Here is a 14403-nt window from a genome sequence, read left to right on the forward strand (position 1 = left end):
GGGAAAAATTGTCATTATATAGGGAGGATAAATATAGAAAATATTTTCATTGAATCAGCTTACAAAATAGAGAACTAATAAAATATATAGACAAAACATTTTTAATTTGGTAATATTCACCTGAAAATATTTGGTAAAATTTTCTGAAGAGAGGAGTATTTATAATAAATGCTAGATTTTTAATAAAATCACCATTTATACTACTAATTTCAATCTTATATGCCTAAATTAACTATAAAATACAAATATAGTTTCTGTTCTTACAAATATTAAAAACCTAGGAAAAAGTTGTAAGGAAATTTCAAAATAATCTGGAGAAATATTTTATTTTTGAAAATCTTATATAAAAGTTAAAACATTATTGTACAGTTAAAATGTTCTCCCTTAAATATTCATTAACAATTTCTCTGTACATTATAGACTTGCTTCTACGAATGTAATAATGCTATTAGTAGTTATTTTCATGTAATTTGATTTCATAAAAATAATGTATAGGGATTATATTAGTTACTTATGTACTTAAATCTATCTCTTCACTGCCTTTATTACCTCAGAATAACAATATTTTATATTAATATAACTCTAATGCAGCAAGATTCTATTTCATTAGCCTTCTAATTAACTTGATTACTTAAATTCACCACTTTTAGTTTGTAAGCAAATTTTCAAAATTAAATACTTAAATTTGTGAGGTGGCCATACTATGCAACAACAAGTCGAATTAGATTCTTCTCTTGCTGTTTCTTCTAAAAAGACAATATGGAAAAATCGTACATTTACATTTGTATTTACAGGTTATACTTTGTCAATGTTTGGGAATTCATTTCACAGTATTGCTTTAAATCTCTGGGTACTGCAATCCACCGGTAGTGCTAAATTAATGTCTACCATTGCTATAACTCATATGGTTATGAGCATGTTATTTTCTTCCATCGCAGGTACTGTTGCTGATAGGGTCGATCGCAGAAAATTAATGTGGATAACAGATATGATACGAAGTCTTTTGATACTAGGTATTGCACTTTGTATTGCACTTCCTGGCACACCATTTATTCTCATTATTATCTTAACTGCCCTCACTTCTTGCGCAGGGTTATTTCAATCTCCCGCCTTCCATGCTTCCTTAATCGATATTGTAGGAAAAGAAAAAGTTCAACAAGCAACTGGTGTATTAAATGTCGCAGATAACGTTTCCCGAATATCAGGGCTAGCTATAGGAGGAATTGTCGTTGCAGCCTTTGGTGGGAGCATCGCTATTTCAGTCGACGCATTTACTTTTATGCTATCTGCCATTCTAGTGTTGTTAAGTGGAAAATTTCCTAATTCTATTAAAAAATCTGATGTGAAAAACTCATTTCATGAAGACCTTATTGCAGGCTTTAAGTATATATGGAAGAATCCATTTGCTAAGTCTATTATTATTCTCTCACCCACTTTAATTACATTTTTCACCGCTTCTTTAATGCTTATCCAGGTAATGTCTGTAAAAGTATGGAAAGCAAATCCTATTGAATTTGGAATAATAGAATCCAGTATTCCAATAGGTTATATGTTAGGCGCAGGGATTATCATCTTTTTTGATAAAAAATTACATCGTCGTGGTTGGTGGATAATTCTTAGTATGGTTTTATTGGCTCCAATCTTTGTAGGAATATCTTTTGCTCCATCAGTACTGTATGCAGTGCCTTTAATTCTACTCTTGGGAATACTTTTTTCGTTCTGCACACTCTTAGTCAATGTCATTATTAAGGTTGAAGTATCACCAGAATTGCAAGGTAGAACCTTTGGAACACTTGGTTCCCTTACGAGTATAGCATCACCAGTCGCTCTAGCTATTTCCTCATTTTTTGCTGACATATATGGTCCACCATTAATCTTATTAATAAATGGAGTCTTATTATTTATTTCAGGGCTAATTGTGCTGTTCTTTCTTAAATCAATTAGATCATATAAATAATATTCTTTCGATATACCAAAAACACAATAAGTATCTAAACATGAAAAATGCAGAAAGTGTTAGGGATACCGATACCCACTCTTTCTGCATTTTTCTATACTACTTAAGGAGAGATTCATATGACAAAAAAAATCCTTCTACTAGGAACCTTTCTGTTAGCAGCTAGCCTATTAGGTTGCAAAGATACAGAACACAAGGATACTCTAAATAAAATGGAAACATCTCAAAAAAAGCATGAAGGTGAAAAAGAAAAAATTCCATTTAATAATATGACAACAGAAGAATATTTGAAGAACTATAATAATATAAAGAGTACATTATCTGCTCAGGATATCAAAATTCTCCCATTTAATCTTGAGCTAGAAAAAAAATCTAATACATATAGATTTTATTATCCAAAAACAAGAGATGATTCAGATAGAAATGCAAAATGGGTAAGTGTTATGTTAAGGGAAGGCGGAAAAATGATTGATGGAATTATGTATAATGGCCATGCAGATAAACCTACGATTAAAGCGATGATACAAGCTACTAACATTACATGGACTAATGAATTAGATCAATTAATTGATTCAATTGGACATGAAAATTTTTCAAAAACAGTACAACTTGAAAAGATGAAACTATCAGTTAAAGGTAATTCGAATAATATTACAGTTATGATAGATTCAATTAAGTTAAACCCACCTGAATCTCTTTAAATAAATTATGTTCCGAATTTCTATTAAATATGTGACGCTCCTTTGATTTTACACTCAAAAGAAATTTATATAACCTTAAACACTTAACTATAACTATGAGACTATACAAAAAAATCGTCAGTGCTTTTAAACAGCGACTGACGATTTTTTATTCTCCTACACCTTTGTGACAAAAAGGCATCAGCAATATGCTCCACCTTCTTATTTAATCTTAATCCCAAATCATTATTCAATGATTTGGGATTAAGATTATTACCATTATTACCACTTGGTAAAATGAATTTTACATGTTGGTCTGCTGGAATAGTTATATAATGATATTGATCGGGTTTTGTTAATTTATTAGTACTTTTCCAAGTTCCTGAAGTCCAATAAGTTACTTGTGAAAAAAATGCTAGTGGCGGAAATTTCTCTGGATCAGATGGCTTATCATTTTCTGAAATAATTTCAGGTTTAATTCTAATTTTCTTTCCTGCCGCATTTTTAAATTGAAAGTCGTAAACAATTCCATAATTCCCTTCAAGAGTTGGGTTAGAACTTCCTAGATGCCATATAGGTAATACATACTATAATTTTTACTATGATATAAGATTTCTAATTCCCGTTCTTTAACACGCTTTCTAGTATTCTATCCTAGAAATCTGAACTTATATCTTAAACCCACCGATTAGCTCTTGAAGTTCTTCCGCCATCTGTGCTAATTGTATTGCTGAAGAATTTATCTCTTCCATAGAAGCATGTTGTTCCTCAGATGAGCCAGCTATCGTTTGCATGCTTGAAGAATTCTCTTTTACAGCCATAGCTATTTGATCAATTGATGTATCGACTTTCATTGCATCAGTTGTCATTTTATTTGATAGTTCCACCATACCATGCACTTTTGATACAATATCATTTGCAGATTTTGAAATCTCATAAAAACTTTGTTTTGTGTCATTCGCAACCTGAATTCCCGACTCTACTTCTACTCCTACTTCATTCATAGCTTTTACAGTCTCATGTACGTCTGCTTGTATTTCATTGATTAAACTTCCAATTTCCATTGAAGATTCAGATGATTGCTCCGCCAACTTCCTAACTTCATCGGCGACAATTGCAAATCCTCGCCCCTGTTCACCTGCTCTAGCTGCTTCAATTGCTGCATTCAATGCTAATAAATTTGTTTGTTCCGCAATATTTTGAATCGCTTCTAATATACTTCCAATTTGTTGAGATTTCTTATCTAATAATTTTATTACATTATCGGATTGAGAAACCGAGTGATGTATAGACTGCATTTGTGTTACAGTTTGTTCTACTAATTGTTCACCTTCATTGGCTTTTTGTTTTGTATATATGGATGAAGCCGATACTTCAGAAGCATTCTCAGCTATGTATTGAATATTTCGTGTTACCTCACCAATTAATTTCGCTCCAGACGCAACTTCATTATTTTGAACCTCTGCACTGTTCGAGATTTCTTCCATCTCTTTTGTAATTTGTTCTGTCGCAACACTTGCTTGCTCTACACTAGCAGTTAGTTCCTCAGAAGACGCAGCTACATGACCTGCAGATGTGTTGATTTGAGAAATAATATTACGTAATGACTCTGCCATTGTATTGAAACTACCACCTAATTGACCAAGTTCATCCTTTGAACGAATATCTATTTTCTCGGTTAAATCTCCCTGACTAATCCTTTGAGCTGAAATAACTAATTGTCTTAGTGGAGTAATAATGGATCTAAGTATGAATAAAATTACAATTCCGCCTAACAATAATGAAGCCCCTATTATAGTGAGCGTTTTATAAAAAATAGGATTGGTAGCTTCTTCAATTTCTTTCGTAGGCATTACGCCAGCTATTTTCCAACCTGTTTTTTTGTTTGTCTTAAAACTTATGTTTCGATCTTCCCCGTTAAGGCTATAAGTAATTACGTCATCTTCTTTCTTGTACAGTTCATCCGCTAATGATTTCTCTAATTTCTCACCTGGCTTGAGCGTAGGATGAACAACTATAGTCTTATCTTGACTGACGATAGATACGAAGCCTTGTTTACCTATTTTTATCATTTTAGAAGTTTTTACGATATCCTCAATATTCAAGTCAACACCAATGACACCACTTTTATCAGCATTTTGCTTTGCAATTGCAATTACCATATTTCCTGTAGACTTTGATTTATATGGAGATGAAACAATAATCTCTCCATTTGCTTTTACTGCATCCTTATACCAACTACTTTCTAATGGATTAAATCCTTCTGGTATTTTGCCAACAGGTGCATGAATAAATTGATTGTTACTGGATGCTGTATAAATCGTTTCTATCTCTGGATGTAACTGTATATATTGATCAAATTTACTCTGTACATTTTGCGATTGTTCAGGATTATAATCCCCTTGTGTAAGTACCTTTGCAAAATGAGTGACATCTGTATGCTTATTTTCTAATTCATCATCAACAATCTTATCTAAAATACTTATATTATCTTTTGCTGATTGTAGAATTATTTCATTAAGATCTGTTTTTGCTTTATTATAAGATGACACTCCTACGATAAGACTTGGTATAATTAATATTGCGATAAATGCCATAGACAACTTCGTTTTAAGCTTTATTTGTCCCAATCTTTCTTTTATATTAAACACTAGATACTCTCCTTTTCATTTTTACTACTTATATAGTTTATTTAAATTTTTCTCCTTTATTTTTTCCACATTCATTTATGGTACCATTCGAAATGAAACCACAATTACATCCTATTATCTACACTTTCTTATTTTACGATTTGTATTTCACAGTCAGCGTTTTATCTATCCTCCTTTCAAATATGTTATCTTTTCATTTTCAGCAATTCTAAGACTACGAATTGTTTCCAATAAAATGGATGAAACATAACCTTCATTTAACAGATATTATTTGTCCTTAATTGGATAAAAAATTTAATTTAGTGCTATTCAAATCGGATGAAATCCTTACCATTATAAATTCTCTAAAACGTAACTACGTAAATTTATTCTTTGCATGATTATGTTTAACAGCCTTTGAACCATTCGAAATGCATCACCCTATTCATGAATCATTCACTACGGCCGATTTTGTTGTAAGGGATAACTAAACCATAAAATCTAAATGGGAGAATAAAATACATTGGAGAAATTCATTGTAACACGTATACATAAGTTATAGATATAAAATCCAATAACATATTATTTTTTTATAATATATCAATAACTTATTATAAACTGTATTTTATTTCTATAGAAGAATCTTTCCCTATATGCAATATTACATATAATCTACCTTATGTAGTTTGTTATACTATGCATGTGGATTTTTCATCCAAAATTCCACCCTAATGCATATTGATGAATATGCCACCCTAATTGCTGAAAGTGAGAAGAATGTTATTCATTCTTCTCACTTTTTTATTTAGGCTCTGTTAATATTGATTATTGATAAAAAGTATTAAATATGGGAAGACACCTTAGAGTTAGTGCTTCCCTTAGTTGCTGATTATTCACATTCAAATCTAAAATAGGTATTTTCTAAGCCTATTTTTTGCTTTAATGTTTTGCCCAAAGCATAATTATTTGGTAATTCTTTTTCAATGACACAAATAATATAACCTGCTTTTCCTGTTGTTAAATTAGTTAGTTGTAAGTAGTTATTGTTGTCGTAGATATAAGAAATAATATATTCATAGAAATCATTTTCTTTGTCTTCTCTATTCATACCAACATTGTACAACCTAACTCTTGCTCCTGCCCAAATTTCTTCATCATCATCAACATTACTTAAAGGCATCCATTTCGAGTTATCCAATATTTCACCCTTTTCTTAATTCATTCGTTTATACACTGAATGTTGCTAGGCGCAAACTATCATAAGCATCAGTCATTTCATTGATTACACGGCCACCTACAGAGAAAAAAGGCTCAACATAGCGTTTTCCCCACTGAAACACTTGCTCTCTCTGTGAGACAAATCACGAATATGTTTCAATAGATTACTGAACGCTTTGCTCAACCTTAATATATCACGAACGTTAGTTCTTATACAAGAATACTAAGATTTCGGATTGGTTTCAAATATCAACATTTACCTTTAACAGAGCTTTTATTTAAAATGTGTGCTTGTACTTAATTCTTTAGTTATTTTTACATTTTGAATCTACGAAAATGAATCCCCTTATAATTACAAAGTTGTTTCATTTTTCTAAAAAAAAGGAACCCTTTACGGATTCCTTTTTGCCTTGCACTCTTTTTCAAATAGTGCATCTTTGCACCTAATTTTATTATACCTTATAATTCACATAAGATAAATAAGGTTAATTGAAATTCACTTATATATTTTCTTAAAAAAGATGTGAGTCTAAAAATTAATAATACTAAGTTCACTTACGAAAGATTTGTATTCTTTCACCAACAATAAAACATCATCATTCCTTATAATTTTACAGATAAATTAGCATATTTTTAAAACTCATCCCTTGAACATTCCTTTAGTTGTTCCATTGCGATCTTTCGCGCATGTTCCTCACTATCTATCAAAGTCAATCCTTGTGATATATAACTCCAAAATTCATATCCACAATCCTCCATCCATCTATACGCTTCTGTTGTATATAGACCATCTTTTCTTTCAATGATTTGAACCTTATAGTTTTTATTTGGAGAAAAAAACTCTTGTATAACCTGCTCCATTTATGAAATGTCCTCCTTAAATCCGTTATATGAAATTATTTTTTCACATAAACCCGTAAATAGAAACCTCTTTTATAAAGATAACTTACTGTAATTTTTTGATAGTGTGATATTCCTTGCGTAATCCCTTACATCTTCCCATCCAATGGAGTACAAGCATTAAGGATAATTCTTCCTTTTAAACAAAATTACTCACCTAATAAGTCTTTAATCAAGATCTTAATCAAAATGGATTTTTAACTTTATAGAGACTGATTTTTAACTATACATCTCTTGCAGTTTCACTAAATTTTTTTTATGATTTGACAATCCAATTGTAAAACTATTTGGATTCATAACGATATCTCCTTTGTTACCTTTTAATGTAACAATAACTTTAGATTTTATTAGCCCTCTTTTTACTTTTATCCCCTCTACATCTTCAATATCTATTATTATCTTATTGCCATTAAACTTACCAGTTAATGGATTCAATTCAAGCATTATTACCCTCTTATTAGTAAAACAAATCACCTGATGTTGATTTTCTAAAAATGCACCAGGACCAAATTTAATATATTCTGATGTTGCTGCCATTTTCATAGTGTAAAAATAATAAAAATACGATTCATCCTCATGTGCTACCTCATTAAATAGTTCATCTAATACATTATTGTTTAACAATTTTTATTCCCCCGATATATTAATAACCCTTACCGTTTATATTGAGATGATAAATTTATTAGAATTTTCTTATTTTAATAAATTCAAATTTGCATATAATAATGTTGTTTAATTTTAGAAGCAGATATTAAAGTTTTACTTTGTTATTTCTTTATTGCTTGTAACTAAATCTTCGGCTTCATATCTAGGGTCTATCTTAACTTTATCATCTTTTGTTTTGATGACTCTTAGTCCACCAAACCACTGTGCATCGTTGAAGGTTATTCTAGCTACTCTTACATTATACTCTTTACCGTCTATCTTTACGATTAGTATTCCATGTTCAGATATAAACCCTTTTTCTACATGTCTCCCTGTAATTTCAGCGTTTAATGAAGTTCCTTCGTGTACCAGTTTTGCTTCATAATACCCATCAATCATTGGAAATCCGAAAAAGACGAATGCTATTAGTCCAAAGACAATTACCTTCTTCTTTGTACTCCATTTATTCTTCTCTTTCAATTCTTTCTGTCTTGCTTCTTCTTTTTCTCGTTCTTCTAATCTCTTGTTTAAGTCTTCTTCCCATGCATCTAAATATTCTTCTTCGATTCTTGCTAGTAATTCTAGTTGTTCATCGGTTGCTACCATTTCATATGAGTTTTCTTCGACTAAACGAATTTCAATACCCGTTTTTCTTATTTCTTCTAAGTCTTCTTCTGTACCATTTAACTCTCGAATGACTTCCCCTTGTTTGTTAACGAGTTTAGCGCGAATGTTTTTTTTCTTAAACATCTGAACTCCTCCTTATTTGTTTCCTATCATAGATAACCCTATTGCAATTAAGAGAAAGAAAACAATAATAAGGACCTTTTTTCCTTTACTTACTCGTATATTAGAACTTCCCATGACAGCCCATATAAGAATTGGAAATAGAAGAATACCAAGGAGAACGTCAACAAACTTATTACTACTCTCCTTAGATGGTTTTTCTTCTCCAACAATTGGTTTCATCTGAACAGTTTTTTTCTTATTTGTTTCGGTTTCTTTTTCTTGCGTCTATGATTCACCCAATAATTCGATCAAGTTTGTAAACAACTATCTTATCGTCTTTGCGTAATACCTTTAGTAACTCTTCGAGTTGCGGACGATCTTTTTTTATTGCTGTCATTTTCTCCTGATATAGCTTTTCTACACCATATTGTTGCAAAGCATCTATTTGCATATCGAGATTTTGTTCTTCTGTGCTGACACGAGCATAACCAAAAATCAAATTGTTTCACTTCCTATCTAAATATATCCATTAAAATAGTACCAAAAACCTCATTGGATTAAAATAAAGAACTTTGTTTTTGAATATGAGTTTTGGTACTCGATATGAATGATTTTTTAACGCTTTTGTTAAAAAGACAAACCAGTTCCATAAACGGTCGTTTTTGGCACTTGGGTGTTTACATGAATTCACTAAATATATCACCTTCCATTTATTATGGTTTTCAAAATAACTATTTACATATAATTTACATTAGTGTACTATTTGTCTAGTACACTAATACAGAGGAGGAAAGAAATGAAAACTGAGTTTTCTCCTAATATCCCTATTTATGTTCAGGTAATGGAATACATCAAAAAAGAAATTGTAACAGGACGTTTGGCGCCAGGTAAAAAAATTCCTGCCGTACGTGAATTAGCGGGTGAATTACAAGTTAATCCAAATACAATTCAACGTACGTTTCAAGAGCTAGAACGGGAAGGTATTGCTGAGACACGTAGAGGAACAGGAAGATTTGTAACAATGAATGAAGAAAAAATTACAGGGCTACGCAAAGAAATGGCAAAAGAGTTGCTTGATAATTTTATAAATGGAATGAATAACTTAGGATTTATGGAAGAAGAGGTTCTCTCAATACTCCGTTCTTCTTTGGAAAAGAAAAAGGAGGGAAATGAATGAAAGAATTATTGAAAGTTGAAAATCTGTCGAAAAGATATGATTTAAAAACAGTGATTCAAGATGTAAGCCTAACAATCTCAGAAGGAAAAATTATCGGTCTTGTTGGTGAAAATGGTAGTGGGAAAACGACATTATTAAAAATGATTTCGGGTTTACGTTTTCCTTCTAAAGGAAGTATTACAATTAAAGATAAAAAGGTGGGATTAGAAACGAAAAAAATCGTTTCATTTATGCCCGATAGTCCTGTTTTTGAAAAATGGATGACCGTAAAAGATGCTTTGTTGTTCTATCGAGATATGTATGCTGATTTTAATCTACAACAAGCAATAGATTTAATAGCTAACTTTAAAATCCCGCTAGAGGAGAATATAAGCATTTTATCAAAAGGGAAAACAGGGATATTACAGCTAATATTAACTTTTTCAAGGAAAGCAACGGTATATGTATTAGATGAGCCATTAGGTGGAATTGATCTTGTTTCTAGAAAGCATATAGTAGATTTAATTCTTAACTTTTATCGTGAAGATAGTACCATTCTTATTTCGACTCATTTAATAGAGGAAATTGAAAATATATTTGATGAGGTAATCTTTTTAAAAGACGGGAGTATTGTATTGCATGAAAATGTAGAAGAAATTCGTTTTCACCATGGAAAAGCAGTACATGAGTTATTTAAGGAGGTTTTTGAGAAATGAATCCACTTTTTCGCTATTTATTTAATTGTAATAGAAAAAAGATAGCCATCCTTTATTTTGGATTTATTACTATTTCGTTACTTCTTTTATTTAATATGATGGGACTATCAAAGCTAACAAATCAGCTTACAAAGGATATAACATTAGGTATATATGTATTAATTATAGGTATCACTGCATTTTTACTGCTTTTAATAGCTTTACCTTCTTTCAATAAAATGCTAAAAAATACAATGATACGTTATACAGCCATCTCAGGAAAAAAATATATATATGCAAATTTATTCTTTTTCACGTTAATGTTTATTCTTTTACTAGTAATAGGCTTAATTTTTCTATACTATTTCTCCCAAAGTACCTACGGAGGAAAAGTGGTCGGGGGATACCAACAAGAATTTCATAAGTTATATGCATATGGATTTCACCATCACATACTTTCTGTTTTATTATGGGGAATCGATTTCATGAGTATATTAATCTCCTGCTATTTCACCATGGTAATTACAAAGCTGATTCCTTTAAAGTCATCAATGAGTAAGATGGTTTTATCAGTTATTTTCCTTGCTTTATTTTTAATAATCCAAACATTCATACTGGACGTTTTAAGTAAATTAGAGAAATATGTAATCACCATAAAGAGTACGGGGTTCATAGATAACAATGGTTTTATTGACACATCACTGTATCCTAGTGAAGGGTTCACTATTTTAGATATTTGTTTCACTTGCTTATTCATAATTGTCCTAACAGCTATTACAGGTCGTATCATTGATAAAAAATTAGAAATATAAAGATATGCTTCAAAGGTAGAGTGTATTTAGGAGGAAAAAATGAGAACAACTAATCCAATATTAAAAAAAGAAAAATTTCATAAAGAGAATACAAATGCTTCTAAGATGACTATTGGCGGAACGATAGCAAAAACATTCATTTTGCTTATCTTACTTCTTGTAGCATCTGTCTATTCATACGTACAGATGACACAAGGGACAATGAAAATACCTGTGTTAATTGGAATTATAATAGTTACTCTAATTGTCGCATTTGTAGTTATATTCAATCCTCGTATATCACCAATCTGCGCACCGATTTACGCAGTATTACAAGGAATTTTATTAGGAAGTATTTCAGCGTATTATACAATGCGATTTGGTGATTCTATCGTTTTAACTGCTGTATTACTGACAATTTCAATTTTATTTTCCATGCTTTTGTTATACGCAAATCGAGTAGTAAAAGTAACTAAAAAGTTTCGTGCGGTTGTAACGGTTGCAACACTTGGAATTCTTATTATGTATTTTATTGTTTTCTTACTGGGCATCTTAGGGGTGAAAGTTCCATATATTCACCAAGGTGGGACAATTAGTATCATTATAAGTACAATTGTAATTATTGTTGCTGCATTAGATTTATTACTCGATTTTGTTTCCATAGAAAATGGTACTCAGAGTGGAGCACCTAAGTATATGGAGTGGTACAGCGCAGTAGGGCTTATGATGACATTAGTATGGTTATACTTAGAGATCCTTCGTTTGGTTTCTTACATTATGAAAAATAAAGACTAAAAAACATCCTGCATGGTTCAAACATGCAGGATGTTTTTTATATCTCGTATTTTCAATTAAATTAATATAGGTAGTAACAAATGTATGATGTTGCTGTACAAAAAGTCCAACCAATACTTATAAGCTTTCAGCTCCCCCTCTGTAACCTTCCTTCGATTACTACAGACGAAATTAACTGTAAAAAAATGATTAACCCTTAGCGTATGAAATTCGCGTTTTGATAGTGCTACCCCATTGCCCATCAAGCTAAAGTTTTATTACACCCCCAGAACCGAAATTTTTAGGCTTTCTTGTAACGAAAAAGCTTATTTATCGTTTTGGGGTATTTGCTTTTCTTAGGTTGATAGCGATGTGACGGTATCCCTAAACGTATCATTTATTTTCACTTAAAAATTCCAGAACTTTGTTAAAGGTTTCTAAACCTGCTTGGGTATTCATTTTAAATTGAAATTCATGTGCTAACTCACCAGAAATATTTTTATCAAAGAAAAGACTATCTACAGGCACTCCTTTACTTTGTAAAGCAGAAGCCAATGTTTTACCTTGCTCTTCGAATGATCCAGTGTTCCCATCTGTGATAAATGCTGGTGGATAATTATTTGTAACATGATTTAAAATCGAAGCTATTTTTACTTCTGATGATCCTTCCCAATTTTTTTTGCCCAAATAAGCCCAACCAGTGGTACGCATAAAATCTTGTATTTCTTTAGTTGATTCTATCTTAGCTAATTCAGACATATTATATGGACCGCAAAATAGCAGTATGCCCTTTATTGTAGAAGGATCAACAATAGCGTCAATCTTTGTTAATTTTGCATACTCTTCAGATGTCTGAATATTAACGAATTGACCAGATATTTGTGCTCCAGCAGAATCTCCTGCAAAATAAACACGATCTAGTTTTAAGTCATATTTCTTTACATTTTCTTTTATGTATTCTTAAGCTTCACCTAGTTGGAGTACTGGCGTAGGATATTCTCTTTTAGGAGCAAGAGCGTAGTTTATATTCACCACTGTATAACCACGAGCAGCTAATTCTACCGCATATCCAGTAATATCTGATTTATCTCCCCCCACAAATCCACCTCCATGTACCCAAAAAATAACAGGAGTTTTTTCTGTATGATTTTTCGGATAAACGATGTCCAATGTTCCATCTGGAAATTTAGATTTATAATTGATATCTCTAACGATTCTTGTTTCTTTTAAGGCATTGTCATAGTTATCCGATTGAACAAATGTTCCTCCGTCAAAAGCTTTTTTAATCAAAAATGCCTTTGGAGCTGGTGAAAGATTCCAATAACTGACTCCCACAAGAGCCAATCCGAAAACTACTATAAGGGATATAAGCATCCTTTTTTTCCATACACTTTTAGATTTTGGTTTTGCTATTTTCATTTTCAAAGTAACTCCCTTCCTTTGAAACTATTTTTGATAAATCTGTGTCAAAAGATAAAGTAGAATATTATGAAATTTATGTTTCTTTATTCCATATATAACTTATATTAATTAAAAAGAACTTTCCCAATGACCATAACTAATACTCACTATATATCCTTCTGCATGCGATATCTTAAGTACGTTTCTTTCATTAACCTTATCGGACTTTAGCTATTTTCAGCAAGATTAACAACAAAAGTTTACTTTCAAAACAATATAAATAAAGAGCTCGAGAAATCTATAAACAAAAATAATACATACTGACGATATTAAAAAGGTAAGCATCAAAATGTGCTTGCCTTTTCTTCTAACGACGATGTTCTAAAAGATCAATTACACCTAAAACAACGTGAGCTAAGCCAAATCCAAATACTGTATTTGCAATCATCTTATTAGATCCACGAGTTTGCTTCAAAGCATAACCCGCAGCTGTAACTGCTGTACCTAATGTAGTCGGAATTAATCCTTCACGAATATTCATAGTAACGTCCTCCTAGTATCGCAGTTAGTAATCCTGTTTTAATACTTTGGAATTAAAGTACTAAAACAAGTATTAGTATTTTCATGTCATGTGAAAATATGTGGGTTTATTTTAAATATTTTCTTTATATTATACCTTTATGAATAAAAAAACTCCTTCCATGATTTACGAAAGGAGTTACGATACTTTGAAAGGGTATTTTCATTTTAATATAAGAGGAAAAAAACTTGCATTGATAAAGTATAACTTTTTCGAATAGTTTTTATTTTCACACTTCTAAAGATGA

General features: G+C 31.2%; 12 protein-coding genes and 4 pseudogenes. 6 read left to right on the plus strand and 10 right to left on the minus strand.

Annotated features, from left to right (window positions below; translation table 11 throughout):
• Positions 1 to 703: 703 nt before the first annotated feature.
• Together MKX31_RS26605 and MKX31_RS26610 are read left to right on the plus strand one after the other, a co-directional pair.
• Positions 704 to 1957: an MFS transporter gene (locus MKX31_RS26605; RefSeq protein ID WP_222655416.1), complete on the plus strand. Its 1254-nt coding sequence runs from the start codon at positions 704 to 706 to the stop codon at positions 1955 to 1957.
• A gap of 119 nt (positions 1958 to 2076) precedes the next feature.
• Entirely contained in the window at positions 2077 to 2658 is a 582-nt protein-coding gene (locus tag MKX31_RS26610; RefSeq protein WP_340981710.1) for a hypothetical protein, read from the plus strand.
• A gap of 647 nt (positions 2659 to 3305) precedes the next feature.
• Here MKX31_RS26610 and MKX31_RS26615 read toward each other — a convergent pair.
• From MKX31_RS26615 to MKX31_RS26650, 8 genes and pseudogenes are all read right to left on the minus strand, one after another.
• Positions 3306 to 5288 (minus strand): methyl-accepting chemotaxis protein, encoded by a 1983-nt coding sequence (locus MKX31_RS26615; protein WP_222655418.1) that lies wholly within the window; start codon positions 5286 to 5288, stop codon positions 3306 to 3308.
• 868 nt (positions 5289 to 6156) lie between these two features.
• Entirely contained in the window at positions 6157 to 6447 is a 291-nt protein-coding gene (locus MKX31_RS26620) for a hypothetical protein (protein WP_041184987.1), read from the minus strand.
• 85 nt (positions 6448 to 6532) lie between these two features.
• A pseudogene (locus MKX31_RS26625) lies at positions 6533 to 6669 on the minus strand (IS1595 family transposase); the annotation flags it as partial.
• Between the two features lie 449 nt (positions 6670 to 7118).
• Entirely contained in the window at positions 7119 to 7346 is a 228-nt protein-coding gene (locus MKX31_RS26630; protein ID WP_000438636.1) for a hypothetical protein, read from the minus strand.
• A 258-nt stretch (positions 7347 to 7604) separates the two neighbouring features.
• Positions 7605 to 8009 (minus strand): PH domain-containing protein, encoded by a 405-nt coding sequence (locus tag MKX31_RS26635; RefSeq protein WP_098103227.1) that lies wholly within the window; start codon positions 8007 to 8009, stop codon positions 7605 to 7607.
• A 135-nt stretch (positions 8010 to 8144) separates the two neighbouring features.
• A complete protein-coding gene (locus tag MKX31_RS26640) occupies positions 8145 to 8780 on the minus strand; it encodes a hypothetical protein (RefSeq protein ID WP_340981711.1) in 636 nt (211 codons plus the stop codon).
• Positions 8781 to 8792: 12 nt separating this feature from the next.
• Positions 8793 to 9055 (minus strand): annotated as a pseudogene (locus MKX31_RS26645) (hypothetical protein).
• Between the two features lie 5 nt (positions 9056 to 9060).
• Positions 9061 to 9258: pseudogene (locus MKX31_RS26650) on the minus strand (recombinase family protein); the annotation flags it as partial.
• Positions 9259 to 9555: 297 nt separating this feature from the next.
• Here MKX31_RS26650 and MKX31_RS26655 point away from each other — a divergent pair.
• From MKX31_RS26655 to MKX31_RS26670, 4 genes are read left to right on the plus strand one after another with little or no spacing between them, the layout of a single operon-like run.
• Positions 9556 to 9936, plus strand: coding sequence for a GntR family transcriptional regulator (locus MKX31_RS26655; protein ID WP_098103513.1), 381 nt, complete (start codon positions 9556 to 9558; stop codon positions 9934 to 9936).
• Positions 9933 to 10631 carry an ABC transporter ATP-binding protein gene (locus MKX31_RS26660; protein ID WP_098103514.1) on the plus strand — a complete coding sequence of 233 codons (699 nt, stop codon included), beginning with the start codon at positions 9933 to 9935 and terminating at the stop codon, positions 10629 to 10631. Before MKX31_RS26655 ends, MKX31_RS26660 begins: the two co-directional genes overlap by 4 nt.
• Positions 10628 to 11422, plus strand: a complete 795-nt coding sequence (locus MKX31_RS26665) for an ABC transporter permease (protein ID WP_222655422.1) — start codon at positions 10628 to 10630, stop codon at positions 11420 to 11422. The genes MKX31_RS26660 and MKX31_RS26665 overlap by 4 nt, the downstream gene beginning before the upstream one ends.
• Before the next feature lie 39 nt (positions 11423 to 11461).
• Positions 11462 to 12196 carry a Bax inhibitor-1/YccA family protein gene (locus tag MKX31_RS26670; protein ID WP_340981712.1) on the plus strand — a complete coding sequence of 245 codons (735 nt, stop codon included), beginning with the start codon at positions 11462 to 11464 and terminating at the stop codon, positions 12194 to 12196.
• A gap of 372 nt (positions 12197 to 12568) precedes the next feature.
• On the opposite strand, the pseudogene MKX31_RS26675 reads toward MKX31_RS26670, so the two are convergent.
• Both MKX31_RS26675 and MKX31_RS26680 read right to left on the minus strand, forming a co-directional pair.
• Positions 12569 to 13594 (minus strand): annotated as a pseudogene (locus MKX31_RS26675) (alpha/beta hydrolase).
• Positions 13595 to 13943: 349 nt separating this feature from the next.
• Positions 13944 to 14117 carry an asparagine synthase gene (locus tag MKX31_RS26680; protein ID WP_098103517.1) on the minus strand — a complete coding sequence of 58 codons (174 nt, stop codon included), beginning with the start codon at positions 14115 to 14117 and terminating at the stop codon, positions 13944 to 13946.
• Between the last annotated feature and the right edge of the window lie 286 nt (positions 14118 to 14403).

The sequence above is a fragment of the Bacillus sp. FSL M8-0063 genome, from assembly GCF_038005545.1.
Lineage (GTDB): Bacteria > Bacillota > Bacilli > Bacillales > Bacillaceae_G > Bacillus_A > Bacillus_A wiedmannii.

Bases quoted from the DNA above. Each gene is read 5' to 3' on its own strand.
- MKX31_RS26605 (WP_222655416.1), top strand. From the start codon at position 704: ATGCAACAACAAGTCGAATTAGATTCTTCTCTTGCTGTTTCTTCTAAA.
- MKX31_RS26610 (WP_340981710.1), top strand. From the start codon at position 2,077: ATGACAAAAAAAATCCTTCTACTAGGAACCTTTCTGTTAGCAGCTAGC.
- MKX31_RS26620 (WP_041184987.1), bottom strand. From the start codon at position 6,447: ATGCCTTTAAGTAATGTTGATGATGATGAAGAAATTTGGGCAGGAGCA.
- MKX31_RS26630 (WP_000438636.1), bottom strand. From the start codon at position 7,346: ATGGAGCAGGTTATACAAGAGTTTTTTTCTCCAAATAAAAACTATAAG.
- MKX31_RS26640 (WP_340981711.1), bottom strand. From the start codon at position 8,780: ATGTTTAAGAAAAAAAACATTCGCGCTAAACTCGTTAACAAACAAGGG.
- MKX31_RS26655 (WP_098103513.1), top strand. From the start codon at position 9,556: ATGAAAACTGAGTTTTCTCCTAATATCCCTATTTATGTTCAGGTAATG.
- MKX31_RS26660 (WP_098103514.1), top strand. From the start codon at position 9,933: ATGAAAGAATTATTGAAAGTTGAAAATCTGTCGAAAAGATATGATTTA.
- MKX31_RS26665 (WP_222655422.1), top strand. From the start codon at position 10,628: ATGAATCCACTTTTTCGCTATTTATTTAATTGTAATAGAAAAAAGATA.
- MKX31_RS26670 (WP_340981712.1), top strand. From the start codon at position 11,462: ATGAGAACAACTAATCCAATATTAAAAAAAGAAAAATTTCATAAAGAG.
- MKX31_RS26680 (WP_098103517.1), bottom strand. From the start codon at position 14,117: ATGAATATTCGTGAAGGATTAATTCCGACTACATTAGGTACAGCAGTT.